Here is a 19578-nt window from a genome sequence, read left to right on the forward strand (position 1 = left end):
TCATAAAAGTGAACGCTATCGTCCTATATACAAAACTGAATTACAGGCTTATAGGTGCAATATGCCGGTCACTGTCAAGACTCAGTCCAGCTCAGCGGCCAATTGCCCTTTAGCCATAGTCGGTCAAACGCCTTGTCCAAATCGCTTTGGTATTTTAGCTACATCGTCTGATTGTAGTTGTCTCTCTCTATCAAGTAATGCATGTCCCTCACAACATACCTCATCAATAAGCAGTCATAAGCAAAGTGGTTTTACGCTCGTTGAAATCGTGGTAGTGGTGGTGATTCTATCTATATTTGCTGGCATGATGAGTCTGTCTGTCGGCAGTAGTGAGTCTCGCAAAAACCGTGCCTTTTATGAACACCTCACTGATTCACTGAGCTACGTCCGTTTGCTATCAGCTGAGCGTATGCAGCCGATGGGCTTGCGTTTGCAGGCAGATAAGCAGGGACAGGTAGCGCCTGTAATCGTTACCTTATCGAATCCTTATATTGCCTATCAAACGGCTGATACTGCAGTAGGCAGCAGGGACAGCCAGCCAAAGAACTCAATGGAGCTGTCTGCTGATTTGAGCAGTCTGTCAGACTCTACTGGAGAGACGCAGCCAACACCGAGCTGGGAAGCTGAGCCAGAGGTGACCTTGCCTGAACTGCCCGCTGGCGTTAGTATCAGAATTCAAAGCTTGGATGCTAGTAATTCAGCGAGTACAGGACAGACGCAAACGCTACAGCCTTGGTTTAGTGATAAAAGCGTGCCGCAGGTATTATGGTTTGGTACGGGCCAAGCGACGCCTGTCACCATCGAAGTGATTCACGATTCGCGTCTGGTGGGTGAGGTGATTACGATAATGCCCGATGGTAGTATGATGATAGGGCAGGGATTATAGTGCATAAGTTGTCCAAATATTCTGCGACGAAGGCTCAGCCTACGTCTCTCAAATCTATATCACTCAAGTCTGGGCGCGAGAGAGGATTTACCTTAATTGAGGTAATGGTTGCCTTAGCCATTTTGGCAGTAGTGGCCGTCGCGGCGAGCCGTGCTAGCAGTGCGTATTTGAAATCGGTTGATATATTGCGCACCCGCACGCTTGCTCATTTTGTCGCACAAAATGCCGCTGCTGATTTACGTATTCAAGACACATGGTTGACCGCCAACCGTACTCAAACGATTAATGCTCAAGGGCGTGACTGGCAAATAGTCATGACTGTCGGTGATGCCATCACACCTGCACTAAAACAAGTAAATATCGCAGTGGCGCCTATCATAGACGGACAGACAGGCACGTCGGTCACTGATATTAGTGTCATGCTAAGCAATGCCGACCAAGATACAGGCAGTTTAGATTTAGGTAGTGAAAGTAGTATCGGGCAAGCAGGGGGCGGCTTGTGAGTGTGAGACTACAGCGCGGGTTTACGCTGCTTGAGCTGATGGTAGCTATGGCGATATTTGCCATGTTGGCAGTAGCAGGCTGGCAAGTATTTGACAGTGTCAACCGCGCCCGTGAGCGAGCACAGTTCCACGCTGATAATTTGGCCGTATTACAATACGCCTATCTACAACTGCAGCAAGACATGGCACAAGTGATTCCTTATCAAGCGCCTAGTACTCAAAATAATAGTACGCCAACTAACATTACAAACGACAGCACAGACAACAATAATCAAGCAGGCGAGCAAAAAAATGAAATAGTACCTGAGCCTTTTATGAGGGTAGAGGGTGAGCGTGTCAGCTTTGTACGCTTTGCTGATCCTGATCCACGTTATCAAAGCAGCACTAGCATCCAGCATATTGAATATATTTTTGCAGATGAGCGTTTAATACGTCGTCAATATACCAGTCTTGGAGATGGGCGCGATAGCGTCAGTTTAGACAGTGTATTATTAGAAGGTGTTACTGCTGGGCGTTGGCAAGCCTATTTGCCAGAGCTGAGCACCAAATTTCCAAGCGATGACGTCAATAATAGTAGCAATACAAATATAGCATTGGGGCAAGCAGCGGGTGCTAAGCCCGATGTTGTTTTGCTACCGAAAGGAATTGTCGTTAACTTTATTTATCAAGACATGCCTATCACTTGGCAGTGGGCACTAGCGCCACAACCAATACCTCATAGTAGCGCAAAGGCTGCCAATAGCAACGATAGTAGTAACAATAACAACAGTAATAGCGGTAGTAATACAGATAATAGCAGTGTGGGAAATAGTAATTGAGAAGGTAGTACTTAACATGCATCACTTGCTCAGCAACATAAGCTCTCTATGTCAATAACAGCAAACTCTCAGCGCGGTGTTGCGCTGCTCACTATCTTACTATTGGTGGTGAGCATAACTGTGGTTGCAGGTGCGATGCTTGCTAGCCAAAAAGTTGCGATTAGGCGTAGCGGATTATTATTTGATCAAAATCAACTATTGCAAGATATTGATGCCGGTCAGCAGTTGGCAATGACGATGATTCGTGCGGACAACAAGCTCAACGACACCGATAGCGAGCAAGATATCTGGGCACAGCCGATACCGCCATACACATTAGCAAACCACAGTGTCAGCATCGAGCTGCGTGATGAGGCCAGCCGCTTTAATATCAATAATTTATATCAAGGTGGCACGGTTGATACCGCTGCTTTAGAAGTGTTCCAACGACTGCTGACGCAATTGAATTTAGAAACTGACATTGCTGTTGCCGTCCTCGATTGGCAAGATACGGACAGTGAAGTTTATCTAGATGGCGGTGATGAAAGTGCGGTATATACTCAGCAGCGAAACAGTTCGGTAGGTGGCTCACTACCAAACCAGCCCTTTGTTAGCGTTGATCAGCTACAAGAGGTTCGAGGAGTGAGTGCAGAAGTGCTAGCGACACTACGACCTTATCTGACGGCTGTTCCTTATTATTTGCCTATCAATGTTAATACTGCGAGCCCTGCATTGCTTGCCGCTCTGATCGATGATGCAACCAGTCAGCAGATTCAAGGTCTCGTTGATGCACGCAGTAAGCAAGCGCTCACGTCTATCGATGAGCTATGGCAACTGCCAAGCTTGAGTGGCTTAGATGAAAAGCAGCGTGCAGCATTAACGCCTTTGTTGGCAGTTGATAGTCAAGCCTTTATGGCGCTTATTACCGCGAGTGATAATGCAACTGTCGGTCAGGCAAGACAGCGTTTTGCCACTGTCTTGATTAGTAAAAACGCAGCGAATGATAGTCAAACCTCAAACGACACTATTAGTAACAGCAGCGATATCACTAGCAAAAAGCCCAAGGAAGTCAAAGTGGTCACGCAGCGACTATGGGCGTTTCGTCCTAGCTTTTGATGAGTGGTAGTGCGCTTTTTATTAATCTCTCAAGCGGGTCTCTTCACTAGATTTCCAGTTATATGCCCCATAAAACAACATCTGCGCTTGACGAGTACAGTTATGTAGCATCAACTGTTTATTCTCTTCGATGACGTTTAGATCGATTTCGTCATCGTGATCTTCAGTGTAGGTCAATTCTAACCAGTCGATAATCCAAGAAAAGAACATATTTACGCCAGCCTCAGCCAATAGACGACGGTCGTAATCATTGATATGGGTAAATGCTGGCTGTAATGCTAGGTCATCTGCCAAGCTTTGGGCGTGCTTTTTAACCAGCTCATTGATGGCTTTTCGCACAGATTCTGAGCCACCGTAACGCTCACTGACCAAAAATTGCCAGTAGTAAGGCTGATCGCTGACCATATACAAGAACAGCTGAATACTCTTCGCTATCTGACGATCAAAGCTACGCTTGCGTCCAATTTGCAGGCTATCGCTGAGTGTGGCGAGCGTACCACCCAACTCTTCGATGACCAAGGCGCGACCGAGCGACTCCATATCGTCAAAATGGCGATAAAACGCAGTCGGCACAACGCCAACCTCACGCGTGACTTGTCTGAGACTAATAGAGCTAAAAGATTGCCCTGTCATACATAGATCGAGTACGGCATTAAAAAAGGCATGCCGAGTTTGAAGTTTTTTTTGTTCGCGACTGCTCATAATGTTTCAAAATTGTCCGATAGAGGTTTATCATACTCATTTCAGCGCACAAATACGACTGAAATGCATAATTCGTGCTAATTTACTGAACCTGCACTAATCTTTTAAACCACCGTGCCCCAGTGACCTTGCAATTCTTGCGCCAATCGATAGGCTTCGTGGTCATTCATACCTGTTATAAAATCTAAAATATTCAATATATTGTGATAAATATTGTCTGATAATACGCGGCGATGCTCATCTAAGTGTGGCTGTAGTAATCTTAGTAGACTCTGCTGTTCAAACGACATACATGATGCAGCAGCTTCTACTGCCTCAGTGCCCGTCCAAGCCAGTGGTACAAAGGCATCCATTAGGCGATGCAAGCATTGATTGGCCATTAACTCCATTCTTACCTTGTTCGGATGATTAAATATTTTCTCGCGGGCCAATTGCTTGGCCTGCAAGATACCGTTTTGCACACTGGTGTCGCAATGCGCAAACAAGCTGCCTTGGAGTGTACCTGCCAGTAAGTCTTCACTATTGGCCACAAAAGCATCGGTGATCGTATTGACCAAGCGCATCATAGCGCGTGATCGCAAAGAGGCCAGACTCTGCCTGACTGACATATGCTCAGGCAGGCTCACGCTATCAGGACGCTCGCCAATCAGCTCGTAAAATATCGTGGCAACCTCACTATAGGTTAGCATATTCAGATTAATACCATCTTCTAAATCTATCAGCGCATAGCAGATATCATCTGCAGCTTCTAACAGGTACGCCAACGGATGGCGTGCAAAACCATCGTGATGTGTTGAGCGCGGCAGGTGCAAACATGCTGCCAGCTCCTCTAACTGAGAGGCCTCGCTATAAAAGCAGCCGAATTTCTGTACATTATGGGCGTTGTCATTTGCATCATTGCTGTGAGTAGCAAGCCAAGGATATTTCATGAACGCGCCTAGCGTTGCGCAGGTAAGACGCATGCCACCTTTATCAGGATGGTGCTCATTGCGTACTAGTAACCGAAACCCTTGTGCATTGCCTTCGTAAGCCAGTAAGTCTAATCGCTCGTTGCTGCTTAATTTTTGCAAAATCGCTTGAGGATTAGGCTGCCGAAACCAGTCACGAATGGCGTACTCTCCAGCATGACCAAACGGCGGATTACCAATATCGTGAGCGAGGCAGGCTGCTTGTACAATTACGCCAATATCAGATGGCGAGACTCCTGCTAATAGACCATTGCCTAGCTTATCATGGAGCTTTTCTGCGGTCATCATCCCTAAAGAGCGTCCAATAGAGGAGACCTCAAGCGAATGGGTCAGGCGAGTATGGATGCCCAGCTGATTGGTCAATGGATGAACTTGGGTTTTTTGATTCAACTGCCTAAACGAGTGAGAGAACACCAGTCTGTCATAGTCTTTGTGAAACTGAGAGCGAGTACTCGTATTAGCGTTGAGTTTTTTGGCAGCGCCAAGACGCTGTGAGTTGAGAAGATGAGACCATTGCGCAGTAGAAGACGACAAAGAGGTTGGGGTACTTAGCATATTGGAACATCCGAAACCAAGGGAGCCTCTAGCATAACAAAATAGCGCCCTTGGTACAGCTACTAAGACTTCTGACAATCAAAAAGAACGTCTTCCTCTTCGATAGACACATCACTATTTAGTGTTTTGTTTAGCAAGATTGCGTTGTCACCATCCACTTTCCATATAATGCCATGAGTGTCATCTAATCCAATATCACTCGTATAGATGGTTTTGTCAGTAATAGCGTCGCTACCAGAGGCAGCTGTCAAATCGTATTCGATACCGTCAATAAGTAGGTGCGCGGTCTGCGGTGTGGCATCGGTATGATAGTATACGCCGATAGTAGCAGTAGGCTCACAAGAAAATGGTGTGCTGTTGCTAGCGTGCTCAGAATGGTCATGACCCTCATGATCATGTCCTTCGTGAACGTCCATGTCATTATGACTTTCATGGTCATGTCCTTCATGATCATATTCCATATCATCATGGGCTTCGTGGTCATGTTCCTCATGAGCATGTTCATCGTGCGCTTCGTGACTGTTTACGGTTGTCACGTCTTCAGATGCTGCTGGCTCACCGTCTGTTTTTGGCTGGCAGCCTAACAACGAAACTGTCATAACACTGCCTATTATAGCAGCGCTTGCAAATTTGGAAAAAGAGAAAAAGTCAGTCAAAATATAAGCCCTCAAATAAGTAAAATAAAGATATGTTATATTATAACAATAAGTCGATAAAATAAAGCCGATGCTGGAAAATATCCAACATCGGCTGATTAGCTATCAGGCAGTATTTACTAGCTAAAGCTACACGTTAAATCTAAAGTGCATGACATCACCATCTTGAACGATATAGGTTTTGCCTTCTAGGCGTGACTTACCAGCGGCAGCAGCGCCTTTTTCACCGTTGTATTCGATGAAATCATCATAAGCGATGACTTCGGCACGAATAAAACCGCGCTCAAAATCCGTGTGAATCACGCCAGCTGCTTGCGGGGCAGTAGCGCCAATAGCGACGGTCCAAGCACGTACTTCTTTGACACCAGCGGTGAAGTAAGTCTGCATATCAAGTAAGTCATAACCACCGCGAATCACTTGATCAAGACCCGCCTCTTCCATGTCCATTTCAGCCAAGAAGTCTTTTTTGTCCTCTTCATCTAGCTGGGCAATTTCAGCTTCGATTTGGTTGCATAGGGCAATAACGATAGACTCTTCCCCCGTCGCATAGTCACGAACCGCGTCGAGATATGGATTGTTTTCAAAACCATCTTCAGCAACGTTGGCGATATACATGGTTGGCTTTAGGGTGATGAGGCCGTAGCTACGGATAAGCTTTTTCTCATCAGCATCTAGGTTGGCCGCGCGCGCCGCTTTGCCTTCTGCTAATAATGGCTCAATCTTTTTGAACACATCCAGCATGGCGCTCGCGTCTTTGTCACCGCCTTTGGCTTTTTTGGTCAAGTTAAGAATGGCGCGCTCAACCGCTTCCAAATCTGCCAATGCCAGTTCAGTATTGATGGTTTCGATATCATCAATCGGGCTAACGCGGCCATCAACGTGTACCACGTTGTCATCATCAAAACAGCGAACGACGTGAGCAATCGCATCGGTCTCACGAATATTGGCTAGGAACTGGTTGCCCATGCCTTCGCCTTTTGACGCGCCTGCCACCAAACCTGCGATGTCTACAAACTCCATCGTCGTTGGTAATACGCGTTCAGGATTAACGATATCAGCCAGTTTCTTTAGGCGTGGATCAGGTACTGGTACGATACCGGTGTTGGGATCTTTGGTACAAAACGGAAAGTTTTCAGCGGCGATACCCGCTTTGGTCAACGCATTAAACAAGGTGGATTTACCCACGTTTGGTAGGCCGACGATGCCGCAATTAAAACCCATAACAGTCTCTCAATGTATTAATAAAATAGTTGGTGCTGAGCTAATATAAGACTTGATATTTAGTCAGGATAAAACTGAGTTCATCTAAAACTCAGCTTGTTTGAAATATTAGTCAAATAGTAAATCAAAATTGGGCACATTGTAGCAAATTTACCGGAATAGGGGTGAGGTTGTTACGGTATATGCTTAGGTTTTTACTCAGCGGTGGCAGGTGTGTTTCTACTAAGGTTAGGATATGTCAGATATGTTAAAAGCTGAAAAGTGAATACAATGGGTTGCTTCTTATTTAGATAAGCGGTGTTCGATTTGGTATTCAGTATTTTTTTGCTATAGTAAGTTATCATAGATAAATAGTGGCATCAGGCTCACAAACAGTAAGTGCAATCTGCTGGCTGGACTAATTTTTTTCAAACAATCAGCTCGCTCCAAAACAAAATGTAAGGCAATATCCAATAATGACAACCTCGATTTTTGACACACGCCGCTATAAGTATCCACAAAACTTCCTTGAGATGAAGCCTAAACTTGCTCGACTTGAGCAGGCCATCAAAAAGCTAGAAGCAAACCTCATTGATGCTAATGATCAAGCAAACATGAAGTTGTTGACGCAAAGGTTGGATAATCATTTAGGGTTGAAAGTAGACTATGCCAGCGAGCTAAATACCGATCAGCTCATGGCTGCCACTACTATCGAAGGTAAAGTGTTGGTGATTGCGGGTGCAGGATCGGGCAAAACCAAAACCTTAACCTACCGCACCAGTTATTTGCTCGAAAACGGCGTGTCGCCTAAAGAGATATTACTGCTGACTTTTACGCGCAAAGCGGCAAACGAAATCAAAGATCGCGCTAAGTCTTTGCTGGCAAGTAGTCTTTCAAATCAAGAGCTATCTGATGATGCATTGGCTGAAGATAAGCTGCCAACAGACAAGGCCTTAGACAGTATCACCAGTGGCACCTTTCACTCATTTTGCAATATGCTGCTGCGTCAATACTCGGGCCTGCTCGGTATCAATCCACAATTTACGATTTTAGATACTGGCGATAGTGAGGATGCTATCGACTTGGTACACAAAGAAAAAAAGTACCCTGCTCAAACCAAGTCACAGGCCTTTCCGCGCAAAAAAACGCTGCAAAATATCATATCGACGTCTCGAAATAGACGTATACATATTCGCGACTTAATCGAGACTAATTATCCTGATATCGCGGTGCACATTCCTATCATCGAGCAATTGGCAATCGATTTTCATGAGTATAAGCGCGCCAATCATTTATACGATTTTGACGACATTATCAGTCAAGTGGTACGTCATCTAAAAACCAATGACACCTTTAGACAGCGACTCCAAAGCACCTATCGTTATGTCATGGTTGATGAATATCAAGACACCAATATTCCGCAAAAGCAGCTGATCGATTTGATATGCGAGGCTGACTCTGTATCACTGATGGTCGTTGGCGATGACAATCAAAGCATCTACGCCTTTCGCGGCGCCAATTATGAAAATATTTTGCTCTTTGGTGAGACTTATTCCAATGCCAAACTTATCAAGCTTGAACAAAATTATCGTAGCTCGCCGTCAGTTTTAACATATATCAATGCATTGTCAGCACAAATCACGCTAGGCTATCAAAAGCAGCTGTATTCTGATGCGCCAATAGCAGGGGAGAAACCAATATTCCGACGACTCAGCGACGAGACAAAAGAAGCCAGCTATATAACTGACAAGATCATCGCGCTAAAGCCAGAGTATGACTACAACGACTTTGCTGTATTGTGCCGCACGTCTTTTCAGTCCAACTATGTGCAGCTAGACTTTATGGCGCGCAACATTCCCTTTATCGTCGTAGGCGGTATTAAGTTCATTGAAAGACGCCATATCAAAGACGTGTTGGCCTTTGTCAAAATCCTCTATAACCCAAATGATACGATTGCTTGGCACCGCATCTTGACCTTGTTCAAAGGAGTAGGCGCAGTTACGGCGACACGATTGACCCAAGCCATTACTGCTGACAATAACGCGTTTGAGCCGTTACTAGCAGCACCGTTTGCCAAAAAAAGCGATCAGCTGAAACCGCTTTACCACACGCTCACCAATGCACAGCAAGCAGAGACGGTCGAGACAGCCATTGAGCATATTCTTGAGTTTTATATTCCAGTGTTAAAGCTGATTGAAGACAATTGGCGTGAGCGTACCGAAGACTTTCGGGTGCTAAAAAACTTAGCGACAGAACACGCTAGCCTTGATAGCTTTTTGGAAAATCTCGCTTTAGACCCACCTAATGATTCTGTCGCGGTCATGGGAAGATCTGACGATGGACAAAGTAATGATAAAGTCACGATCTCAACCATTCATAGTGCTAAGGGACTTGAGTGGCCAGTGGTATTCGTTAACTCGTTGGTCGATGGCATCACGCCGCATCACCGCTCACTGGACGACTTTGAAGCATTAGAAGAAGAGCGCAAGCTGTTTTATGTGGCTTGTAGTCGTGTAAAAACCAAGCTGTATCTGACTGCGCCGAATTATTTTTCTAGTTATTCTGGATACTTTGATATGGCCTCACGCTTTATCGCGGAACTATCTGCTGACGAGGTAACAGTCGAAACAATGAAGCTGCCTGTCATAGATAACGATGATCCAATGTGGTGGTGATTTCTAATTGTCATTAACGAATATCTTTGCTTTAAATGTCAGATCATGTTGCTTTGTATTTATCGCCAAATCATGGCTTCATACGCCAACTATTCCTTTTAAAAATGACCTGCAAATAAAGGTATAGCTAAAAGTATTTAATAGTAAAAATATTTTTCAGATAAGGGTTTAATATTGAGCACAATGCGTTACTATTACCACCTAATTTGGTTAGACCTTTATATTTGATACTCTGTATTAACACCCTAAGAAAAGGATAGGTTATGCGCTATGAAGTTATCGTTATCGGTGCAGGTATGGTTGGCACGTCAATCGCGTGGCATCTACAAAAAAATAACTCAAATGTATTACTCTTAGACAAGAAATTGCCAGGGTCAGAGACCTCATATGGCAATGCAGGATTGATTCAGCGCGAAGCGATTCATACGCATCCTTTTCCGCGTCAGTTGACAGAGATGATCCGAGTATTGCCGAACCAAGGTACTGATATTCGCTACCGTATTCCAGCGATCCTGCGTTATCATCAAGCGCTGCTGCAATACTGGAAATACTCTACGCCTGCGTCTGTTAAAAAAATCGAGTCAGAGTGGCAGACGTTGATTGAGCATTGTACTAGTGAGCACCAAACCATGATTAGCGCTTCTGGTGCTGATGAGCTCATTACTCGTGATGGTTGGTTACAACTACATCGCTCAGAAGAGACATTCAAAGAAGCACAAGCATCCGCCATTGATGCGCGTAACCAAGGTGTTGAGCATAACGTACTGAACCTTGAAGAGCTAAAAGCAATGGAGCCTCGTGCCAATTTCGAAGGTTTCGTTGGTGCGATTCATTGGTTGAATTCATGGCAAGTATCAAACCCAAGCTCGCTTGTAAAAGCTTACGCAAAAAACTTCCAAGACATGCAGGGTACGATCAAAGAAAATGATGTAAAAGAAATCGTCCAAGAGGCGGACGGCTGGAAAGTTATCACTGATAAAGATACGTATTATAGTGATAAATTGGTCATTGCAGCAGGCCCTTGGTCAAATGATTTGATCAAACCACTTGGTTATAACTTGCCACTATTCCCAATGCGTGGTTATCATCAGCATTTCAAAGTGACAGAAAAAAACACAATCCATCATAGTATGTTTGATATGGACAAAGGTTTTGTCATGGGGCCAATGCAGCAGGGTATCCGTATCACCACGGGTGCTGAGATGACCACCATGAATGCGCCAAAGAATTTTGGTCAATTGCAAACCGTATTGAAGCTTGCTAAAAAAATCTTGCCATTAGAAGATGCAGTCGAGAGCGAGGCATGGGCAGGCTCACGTCCTTGTATGCCTGACATGAAGCCAGTTATCGGTCCTGCTGACAAGCACGACAACCTCTGGTTTGCATTTGGTCACAGCCATCAAGGCTTTACCTTAGGGCCAATGACAGGCCGTCTGGTTGAAGAGATGATTCACGATAAGCCTGCATTGGTCGATCTTGCACCATTTAGCGCTCAGCGTTTTTCTAACTAAGCGCGCGTTCAGCAGTTTTAGTACAGACTTAAATTAATAAATGAAAGGTATAGATATGATTAAGAAGCTACATAGCAATCAACGTATGAGCAAAACCGTAATCCATAACCAGACGATCTATTTGTGTGGTCAGGTCGGTAATGCAGAAGACGATATCAAAGCGCAAACGTTGACTTGTCTAGAAAAAATCCAAACGCTATTAGAAGAAGTGGGTAGTGACAAATCAAAGCTACTATCAGTCACAGTTTGGATCAAAGACATGGCAGACTTCGCTGCTATGAATGAAGTCTACGACCAGTGGTTTGAAGGTATTCAGCCACCAGCGCGCGCATGTGGCGAATCAGCGCTTGCACGCCCTGAGCTATTGGTTGAGATGATTGCTATTGCTGCTGAGTAATAAACGGCTCACAGTACTTGTAGTATCGGTATTAACTAGAAATGAAGGCCGTGATAGCAATATCATGGCCTTCTTTATATTTGGCAATAAGCCAACTCGATTATTGAAAAGGAATATGCTAGCTTTTTAATCCAAGCACACGCCGTATAACGTCAGCGAAGCAATACAATGATTATTATAGGAATTAGCATCCTTTCCATACTGCTTGGCGTTTCTCAATAAAAGCATCAATACCTTCGCTCACATCGTCTGCCATCATATTGCAAGTCATTACCTCACTGGCATAGTCATAAGCATCTTCGATGTTCATATCTAGCTGCTTATAAAACATATCTTTGCCAGTTCTTACTGCTACTGGAGACTTGGCAGTGATTGCTGCTATCAGTGATTGTAGTGTTTGATCGAGTTGCTCTGCTGGTGCAACTCGATTGATCAATCCATATTGCAAAGCGGTATGCGCATCGATAAATTCACCTGTAATCAGCATCTCAAATGCTTGCTTGCGGGGCAAATTACGACTGACGGCAACGGCAGGCGTAGAGCAAAAAAGTCCAACGTTTATCCCAGAGGTGGCAAACTTCGCATCATCAGCGGCAACGGCTAAGTCACAAGCTGCGACTAGCTGACATCCTGCGGCTGTGGCAATACCTTGTACTTTTGCGATAACAACTTGCGGCATACGGTTGATGGTAAGCATCATCTGGCTGCATTGTTGGAATAGGGCACGATGAAACGCTTCATCGTCGTGTGCGCGCATTTGTTTTAAATTGTGACCCGCACAGAACGCCTTGCCCGTCGCTTGAATAACCACCACTCTGATCGTATTGTCTTGAGCAATATTGTCCAGCTCTGCTTGCATGGCAGATAGTACCTCGACGGATAATGCATTGAATTGTTTGGGTTGGTTTAAGATAAGCGTGACTATGCCACTTTCTTTATGGTCTTCTCTGATAACCAGAAGTTCGTCTTTATCTAGAGTGCTGCCTAATTGAGTCATGTATCATCCTTGATAATGGGTTGTTTGATTTGGCTAATGTTACTATTTATAAAGCTATATAAAAAGCTATATAAATAGTAGCATGGCTCATATTCTATACAATAGATGACTGACATAGAAAGCTCACAAAAAAATAGCGCACTCAGGTGATGAGTACGCTATTGGTTTTTCAGTTAAATATAAGCTAAATTCATACTAAGCTGTATTTATACTAAACCTAGTATGCGCCTTCGCTATAGATAAGCTCGTAGCTATGGCTATATATCTCAACGATATTACCGAACGGGTCTTCCATATAAATCATGCGGTAAGGTTTTTCACCAGGGTAGTAGTAGCGCGGTTTTTCCATACGCTTTTTACCGCCTGCTGCAACCATACGCTCAGCCAGCTCTTCAACATTTGGATCTTGAACGCAGAAGTGAAAGATACCTGTTTTCCAGTATTCAAAGTTGTTTTCAGGGTTTTCTTGGTTTTTAAATTCAAAAATCTCAACACCAATACGGTCACCAGTAGATAAGTGAGCGATGCGGAAACTGCCCCAACCTGCACCAAATACTTCGGTACACATCTCACCAATCGGGCTGTCATCTTCAACAATCTCAGTTGGTTCCATGATGGTGTACCAACCCATCACTTCAGTATAAAATTTTACGGCGGCATCTAAGTCAGGGACTGACAGACCGATGTGTGAAAAGCTTCTTGGATAAACGTTGTTCATAGCTTGTGCTCCTGTTTGCTGTACTCTTGTTTAACGTGAGGCCAGTATACAAACGCACATTCATTATGTAAAATTATCAAATATTATATAAATAAGTATAAAACGTAATGATAAATATCACATGGCTACGCACCTTTTGTACGCTTGCAGAAGTGGGGCACTTTACTCGTACGGCTGAACGTCTATATATGACGCAGTCTGGTGTGAGCCAACACATAAGTAAGTTAGAGGAGCAACTAGATACGGACTTGTTGATTCGACAAGGAAAGCAATTTTCATTGACCAATGCAGGTGAGCAGCTTTATAGGGAGGCAGGCGAGATATTGCAGCGTCTATCTAATTTAGAGCAGCGAATCGGTGAAGATCCGCCTTATGAAGGATTGGTGCGGTTGATGTCACCGGGGAGTGTGGGACTTAAGCTGTATCCGCAGCTTTTGACACTACAGCAGCAGCATCCAAAACTAGTCATTGATTACCGCTTTGCACCCAATTCTGATATAGAGCGAGCACTGGCTAATCACGAGATTGATATCGGCTTTATGACGGATATCTCAGATGATGAAACGGTTAGCTGTAAGCCTATGGCTCAAGAAGCATTGATACTAGTAACCCCTGCGACTACAATGGAGCCGAGCTGGGAGCAGCTTATAGAGCTTGGATTTATCGATCATCCAGATGGCGCCCATCATGCAGGCATGCTGCTGACTGCCAATTATGAGCAATTCCAGCATATCAATGACTTTGAGAAAAAAGGATTTTCGAATCAGATTGGCCTGATTTTAGAGCCAGTCAGTAGGGGAATAGGTTTTACTGTCTTGCCAGCACATGCAGTGGCTGCCTATCCAAAGCCTGAGCTGATTAACAGTCATCATTTACCAGTTGCTGTTAGCGAAACGCTATATCTGGCAGTCAGACGACAGCAGGCACTCTCTAATAGAATGCATACGGTCATTGATGAAGTAAAAAAATGGCTATAGGTATTTTGAGAGTGATAAATGCACAGCTAACAAAGGATTAATAAAGGGTTTAATAACTGTGCATTTAGTGGAGGAAGCTTATTGATAGATTGCGACTATGACAGATTGCGTCTATTTTAAAGTCTGCCCAAGTTTGATACTTGCAGCAATATTAGCAGCAGTCGTTTCAATGTTGTTATAAGCAGAACCCAACACATTATCAATCGTGTCTACTTTTTGGATACTTGGCATGACCACATCGAACTGACTGGTCTGGGCAGGTTTTAGTCCATCAACACTGCCACAGATTGCGATGACAGGAGTACGGCTAGCCTTAGCGATTTGGCTGATACCGCCTGCCACTTTCCCCATGGCTGTTTGTGCATCAAGCTTACCTTCGCCAGTGATGACAAGATCCGCCTCTGCGATGTGCTGTGACAGGTGAGCCACTTCGGCAACCGTATCAAAGCCTGATTTTAGCTGAGCTTCAAAGAACGTCATCATCGCATAGCCGAGACCGCCAGCAGCGCCAGCGCCTTCAACGTGTTGGTAGTCTTCATAGCCGTGCTCTCCACATATGGTAGCGAAGTGACTGAGTGCCTTGTCCAAGGTATTGACTTGCTCTGGACAAGCGCCTTTTTGTGGGCCAAATACTGCGCTTGCACCCAGCAGACCGCATAATGGATTGGTCACATCACAAGCAACTTCAAATACCGTGTCTGATATCTGTGCATGCAGGCTAGTATTATCGAGCTTATGTAGGCTGGAAAGTGCGCCACCACCATGAGTCAGTAGGCTATCATTGATGTCATGAAATTTTATGCCTAATGCCATTAGCATACCAAGGCCTGCATCATTGGTGGCGCTACCACCTAGACCAATGACGATACGCTTAGCACCTTCTGCTAACGCGTCTTCGATCAGCTCCCCAACACCATAACTGCTCGCAATAACAGGATTACGCTCATCAGATGTCAGTAGATGCAATCCGCACGCTTGAGCCACTTCGATAACAGCGGTTGTGTCAGGTAATAACAGATACTTTGCGGTAATCGGTCTCATCAGTGGGTCATGTACTCTGACTTCTTTCCAGCGCCCACCCAATACATAAGACAATACCGCTGAGGTGCCTTCACCGCCATCGGCCATTGGTAATAGCTTATAGTCTGCATCTGGAAACACTTGGCTAAAGCCAGATTGAATGGCGTGGCACACGTCCAGTGCCTCTAAACTTTCTTTAAACGAGTCAGGGGCGATCAAAATTTTCATACGGCTCTCTTTGAATATCTTAATGACACTATCATTGCGATAGTGTCATGTTTTAAAACATTTATTTAACAATCATCAAATAAACGTGTGTATAAATACCCAATTTCATGAACTAGATAAATACTAGGGTCAACAACCAGATAAATACGATGCTAGTCACACCTTGGATACCAGTGGCCATTGAATGGGCTTTGTACGCTTGTGCCACGCTCATACGACTAAACTGGCTAACAATCCAAAAGAAGCTGTCATTGGCATGTGAGATGGTCATGGCACCGGCACCAATTGCCATCACGCAAAACACGCGTCCAAGTTCACTGTCTAGGCCAATCTGGCTCAATAGTGGAGCAACCATAGCAGAGGTCGTAACCAATGCGACCGTGGTTGAGCCTTGTGCTGTTTTTAGTGCAGCAGAGACGATAAATGGCATGAAGATACCTAAACCCAAAGCTGATAGCGTTGAACCTAGGTAGTCGCCAATCGGTGTCACTTTTAGCATGGCGCCAAATGCACCACCAGCACCAGTAATCAATAGGATAGGGGCTGCTACTACCAAACCTTGCGAGATACTATCGCTGATTTCTTGCGTTTTTTGGCTTGATTTAATCAAGAAAAACGATAAGAACAAACCGATAAGTAATGCAGTCAATGGGTTACCAATGAATATTAAAATCTCCGCTACCATGCTACTGCCAAATGGTGCACTTGGGAAATTAGCAACCGAAGATAAGCAGATTAGGATGATAGGAACAATGATAGGTAAAAACGCCATTGTCGCCGAAGGCAGATGACTATAATCGTCACGAGTTTTCATTCCTTCAGGCATGGCTGCTGGAGCATCCACCGCATTGATATTATCAGGAGTAGCGTTAAGAAAGCGATTAGACCACCACCAGCCAGCCAGTACTGCAACTGCTGTCACGACCACACCGACCATGATGACCAGACCCAAGTTGGACTCTAGACCTAAGTTACCTGCCGCTGCGATTGGGCCGGGAGTAGGTGGTACAAAGGTGTGGGTAGCATATAGACCAGTGGCCAAAGCAATACTCATTGCCACGCTAGAGACGTTTAGACGCTCAGCCAAAGACTCTTTTAGAGAGTTCAAGATGATGTAGCCAGAGTCACAAAATACAGGTATCGAAACGACCGCACCGACGATTGACATGGTCAAAGTAGGGAAGCGTGGCCCTAATACTTTGATGACTGACTCTGCCATCACGATAGCCGCACCTGTTTTTTCAAGGATTAAGCCAATAATCGTACCAAATACGATAACAAGACCGATATAGCCTAAGATGCCACCAAAACCATCAGAGATCGTTTTTGCGACAGTATTAAGTGGTACTTGGTAAAATAGCGCGACCAAAAAAGCGGACAAAATTAACACTAAAAAAGGATGCCACTTCAATTTTGCGGTAGCGAAAATAATAAAAAGAATGGTCAGCACAAGCCAAAATACAATCATCACTGTCTCAATATGGTTTATATCTTAATGAGTTATTCACGCAAACATGCATCAATAACGATACGAAATTTTGAAGGGGCATATTTTATAGCAAATAGGGGTCACTAGGAAATACATTTGTCAAAGAGATGCTGTTTGTTATAGCGATATGAACATTTTCTGATGAGAGTAGTGGCATTCTTATGCCTGCAAAGTTATTGCTTTTTCAAATTTCAGACCGCCTTTAATCAAGGTTTTTCGCTAAAAAAAAGACTGACCACTATAGATGGCCAGTCTTTTATAAGGTATCACTTATTTTATTTGTTCAAGATGAGTTTTTATATAAATTCCAATCTAAGCAATCTTATCGAAGAACGCTTTATTGTCAGTAGCTATCATAGAGTCGAAGCTTACGTAAATACCTTTATCATCTAGCGTTGCATACCAGTGATCATTATCGCCGCTGGTCAGTATCTGAAAGTATTTATCATTAACGATTCTACCTACCGTATAGATCTCACCCTCTGAATAGAAATCGTTACCTTTGATACAAAGTAGTTTATCGTCAGTGTTTATTTCATCAGTGTTGGTCATATTAAAGTACTCTATTAACGAAAAATATAAAAATAGAGCATGAACTCTACTCGTTATGGCGAATACAATTATATAGATAGTATCTTGTTGGTTGGTATAGCGTTTTTAATTGAGTTGTTGCAATTAGTTACCGCAAGATATCATGCTGACAAATAGTATTGAATACAGCTTTTAGTAATCGATTGATACTTACAAGGTATAAAGAAAACTCTGATGTAATGGGAAAGTATTATGATCACATGTATAAAATATCGACATAAAAAAAGCCAGCAACACAAGGTCACTGGCTTTTTTATAGACTGAGTCTAATTATCTAGAAGATTACTCTTCAGAATAATCTTCGTCAGCTTCTTCTTCGTCAGCCGAATCTTCGTTGTTACCATCTTCAGAAAGAATAGTGACTAAGATGCTAGCAGTAACGTCATGGTGTAGCTGAATATCAACATTGTATTCGCCAACTTGACGTAGAGTGCCTTCAGGTAGCTTGATTTCAGCACGGTCTACTTCTAGACCTGAGTTAGTCAATGCTTCAGCGATATCGCGAGTACCGATAGAGCCGAATAGCTTACCTTCGTCACCTGATTTAGCACGCATGATAACATTAACGTCAGTTAGTGCATCAGCACGCTCTTGAGCAACTGCAATCTCTTTTGCTTCTTCAGCTTCAAGCTCAGCACGACGTGCTTCGAACTTTTCAATGTTAGCTTTAGTCGCAGGTAGAGCGCGGCCTTGAGGGATAAGAAAGTTACGACCGTAACCTGGTTTTACATCGACAGTTTCACCGAGTTTACCAAGGTTGACGATACGCTGTAACAAAATAATTTGCATGAGTCATTCCTAGTTAGCGGTTAACCTTGATGGTTATCAGTGTATGGAAGTAGCGATAAATAACGAGCTTGCTTGATAGCAGTCGCTAGTTGACGCTGATATTTAGTAGACGTACCGGTAATACGGCTTGGTACGATTTTGCCATTATCACTAATGTACTGTTTTAGCAATTCAACATCTTTATAGTCGATGTGAGTGATGCCTTCAGCAGTGAAACGGCAGAATTTGCGACGGCGATAGAAACGTGCCATGAGTATTCTCCTTTAATTAGTCTTCACTGTTGTCGTTGTCGTCATTATCGTTTTCACGATTGTCTGGACGACGAGTAGTTGCTTTGCGTGCGCGTTTTTCATCGGCATTCTTGGCTAACTGCGACTCTTCAGTGACAGCTTCGTCACGGCGCATAACTAGACTACGAATGATCGCGTCGTTATAGCGGAATAATTCTTCAAGTTCAGCCAAAGTCTCGCCGTCAGTTTCAATATTGAAAAGAACGTAATGAGCTTTGTGAATCTTGTTGATTGGGTAAGCCAATTGACGACGGCCCCAATCTTCTAGACGATGGATAACACCGTTGTTGTCTTGAACTAACTTGATGTAGCGCTCAACCATGCCAACCACTTGGTCGCTTTGGTCTGGGTGTACAAGTAACACCAGTTCGTAATGTCGCATTATGACTCCTTACGGATTAGTAGCTATTAACCCTATGTTAATAGCAAGGAGATTTATAAGGTAAGCCCACGTTCTTAAAAATATAGTAAGAAATAAGCTTAGTTTATAAAGCGCCGTATTATAACAGCACT

Annotated in this window: 20 protein-coding genes; 8 read left to right on the forward strand and 12 right to left on the reverse strand. The window is 43.9% G+C overall.

The window, feature by feature from the left end; genetic code table 11:
• Positions 1-61 precede the first annotated feature (61 nt).
• From ACHUET_RS06685 to gspK, 4 genes are read left to right on the forward strand one after another with little or no spacing between them, the layout of a single operon-like run.
• Positions 62-886, forward strand: coding sequence for a prepilin-type N-terminal cleavage/methylation domain-containing protein (locus ACHUET_RS06685; protein ID WP_394211629.1), 825 nt, complete (start codon positions 62-64; stop codon positions 884-886).
• The gene (gene gspI, locus ACHUET_RS06690) at positions 886-1389 is read left to right on the forward strand and encodes a type II secretion system minor pseudopilin GspI (RefSeq protein WP_394211631.1); all 504 of its coding nucleotides are present in this window, start codon (positions 886-888) and stop codon (positions 1387-1389) included. The genes ACHUET_RS06685 and gspI overlap by 1 nt, the downstream gene beginning before the upstream one ends.
• Complete coding sequence (gene gspJ, locus ACHUET_RS06695) at positions 1386-2207, forward strand: type II secretion system minor pseudopilin GspJ (protein WP_394211633.1); 822 nt, start codon at positions 1386-1388, stop codon at positions 2205-2207. The genes gspI and gspJ overlap by 4 nt, the downstream gene beginning before the upstream one ends.
• A 48-nt stretch (positions 2208-2255) precedes the next feature.
• Positions 2256-3302 (forward strand): type II secretion system minor pseudopilin GspK, encoded by a 1047-nt coding sequence (gspK, locus tag ACHUET_RS06700; protein WP_394211635.1) that lies wholly within the window; start codon positions 2256-2258, stop codon positions 3300-3302.
• A gap of 21 nt (positions 3303-3323) precedes the next feature.
• Here the strand turns inward: gspK and ACHUET_RS06705 are convergent, their stop codons facing one another.
• The 4 genes from ACHUET_RS06705 to ychF form a co-directional block, all read right to left on the reverse strand.
• Positions 3324-4004: a TetR family transcriptional regulator gene (locus tag ACHUET_RS06705; RefSeq protein WP_058023818.1), complete on the reverse strand. Its 681-nt coding sequence runs from the start codon at positions 4002-4004 to the stop codon at positions 3324-3326.
• 104 nt (positions 4005-4108) lie between these two features.
• Positions 4109-5527: a deoxyguanosinetriphosphate triphosphohydrolase gene (locus ACHUET_RS06710; protein WP_394211638.1), complete on the reverse strand. Its 1419-nt coding sequence runs from the start codon at positions 5525-5527 to the stop codon at positions 4109-4111.
• A gap of 62 nt (positions 5528-5589) precedes the next feature.
• On the reverse strand, positions 5590-6126 hold the full coding sequence (locus ACHUET_RS06715; protein ID WP_394211640.1) for a hypothetical protein: 537 nt from the start codon (positions 6124-6126) through the stop codon (positions 5590-5592).
• A gap of 186 nt (positions 6127-6312) precedes the next feature.
• Positions 6313-7404: a redox-regulated ATPase YchF gene (gene ychF / locus ACHUET_RS06720; protein ID WP_057759361.1), complete on the reverse strand. Its 1092-nt coding sequence runs from the start codon at positions 7402-7404 to the stop codon at positions 6313-6315.
• 455 nt (positions 7405-7859) lie between these two features.
• On the opposite strand from ychF, the gene ACHUET_RS06725 reads away from it, so the two are divergent.
• The 3 genes from ACHUET_RS06725 to ACHUET_RS06735 all read left to right on the forward strand — a co-directional run bounded on the left by ACHUET_RS06725 (position 7860) and on the right by ACHUET_RS06735 (position 11966).
• Positions 7860-10058: an ATP-dependent helicase gene (locus ACHUET_RS06725; RefSeq protein ID WP_394211642.1), complete on the forward strand. Its 2199-nt coding sequence runs from the start codon at positions 7860-7862 to the stop codon at positions 10056-10058.
• Between the two features lie 263 nt (positions 10059-10321).
• On the forward strand, positions 10322-11569 hold the full coding sequence (locus ACHUET_RS06730) for an NAD(P)/FAD-dependent oxidoreductase (RefSeq protein WP_394211643.1): 1248 nt from the start codon (positions 10322-10324) through the stop codon (positions 11567-11569).
• A 58-nt stretch (positions 11570-11627) separates the two neighbouring features.
• Positions 11628-11966 (forward strand): RidA family protein, encoded by a 339-nt coding sequence (locus ACHUET_RS06735; protein ID WP_055124581.1) that lies wholly within the window; start codon positions 11628-11630, stop codon positions 11964-11966.
• A 184-nt stretch (positions 11967-12150) separates the two neighbouring features.
• Here the strand turns inward: ACHUET_RS06735 and ACHUET_RS06740 are convergent, their stop codons facing one another.
• Entirely contained in the window at positions 12151-12963 is an 813-nt protein-coding gene (locus tag ACHUET_RS06740) for an enoyl-CoA hydratase (protein WP_394211645.1), read from the reverse strand.
• A 217-nt stretch (positions 12964-13180) separates the two neighbouring features.
• A complete protein-coding gene (locus ACHUET_RS06745; protein ID WP_101205448.1) occupies positions 13181-13681 on the reverse strand; it encodes a lactoylglutathione lyase family protein in 501 nt (166 codons plus the stop codon).
• A 107-nt stretch (positions 13682-13788) separates the two neighbouring features.
• Between ACHUET_RS06745 and ACHUET_RS06750 the strand changes: the two genes are divergently transcribed.
• Positions 13789-14658, forward strand: coding sequence for a LysR family transcriptional regulator (locus ACHUET_RS06750; RefSeq protein ID WP_394211646.1), 870 nt, complete (start codon positions 13789-13791; stop codon positions 14656-14658).
• 111 nt (positions 14659-14769) lie between these two features.
• Here ACHUET_RS06750 and ACHUET_RS06755 read toward each other — a convergent pair whose 3' ends face one another.
• From ACHUET_RS06755 to rpsF, 6 genes are all read right to left on the reverse strand, one after another.
• Entirely contained in the window at positions 14770-15906 is a 1137-nt protein-coding gene (locus ACHUET_RS06755; protein WP_394211647.1) for a glycerate kinase, read from the reverse strand.
• A 112-nt stretch (positions 15907-16018) separates the two neighbouring features.
• Positions 16019-17374, reverse strand: coding sequence for a GntP family permease (locus ACHUET_RS06760; protein WP_394211649.1), 1356 nt, complete (start codon positions 17372-17374; stop codon positions 16019-16021).
• 333 nt (positions 17375-17707) lie between these two features.
• Positions 17708-17947 (reverse strand): hypothetical protein, encoded by a 240-nt coding sequence (locus ACHUET_RS06765; protein WP_394211651.1) that lies wholly within the window; start codon positions 17945-17947, stop codon positions 17708-17710.
• A gap of 321 nt (positions 17948-18268) precedes the next feature.
• Positions 18269-18775, reverse strand: a complete 507-nt coding sequence (gene rplI / locus ACHUET_RS06770; RefSeq protein WP_201599665.1) for a 50S ribosomal protein L9 — start codon at positions 18773-18775, stop codon at positions 18269-18271.
• A 20-nt stretch (positions 18776-18795) separates the two neighbouring features.
• The gene (gene rpsR, locus ACHUET_RS06775) at positions 18796-19026 is read right to left on the reverse strand and encodes a 30S ribosomal protein S18 (protein WP_010198808.1); all 231 of its coding nucleotides are present in this window, start codon (positions 19024-19026) and stop codon (positions 18796-18798) included.
• Positions 19027-19042: 16 nt separating this feature from the next.
• Positions 19043-19447 carry a 30S ribosomal protein S6 gene (gene rpsF, locus ACHUET_RS06780; protein WP_101205443.1) on the reverse strand — a complete coding sequence of 135 codons (405 nt, stop codon included), beginning with the start codon at positions 19445-19447 and terminating at the stop codon, positions 19043-19045.
• Positions 19448-19578: the final 131 nt, after the last annotated feature.

Source organism: Psychrobacter piscatorii (assembly GCF_043641605.1).
In the GTDB taxonomy this organism is placed as follows: domain Bacteria; phylum Pseudomonadota; class Gammaproteobacteria; order Pseudomonadales; family Moraxellaceae; genus Psychrobacter; species Psychrobacter piscatorii_C.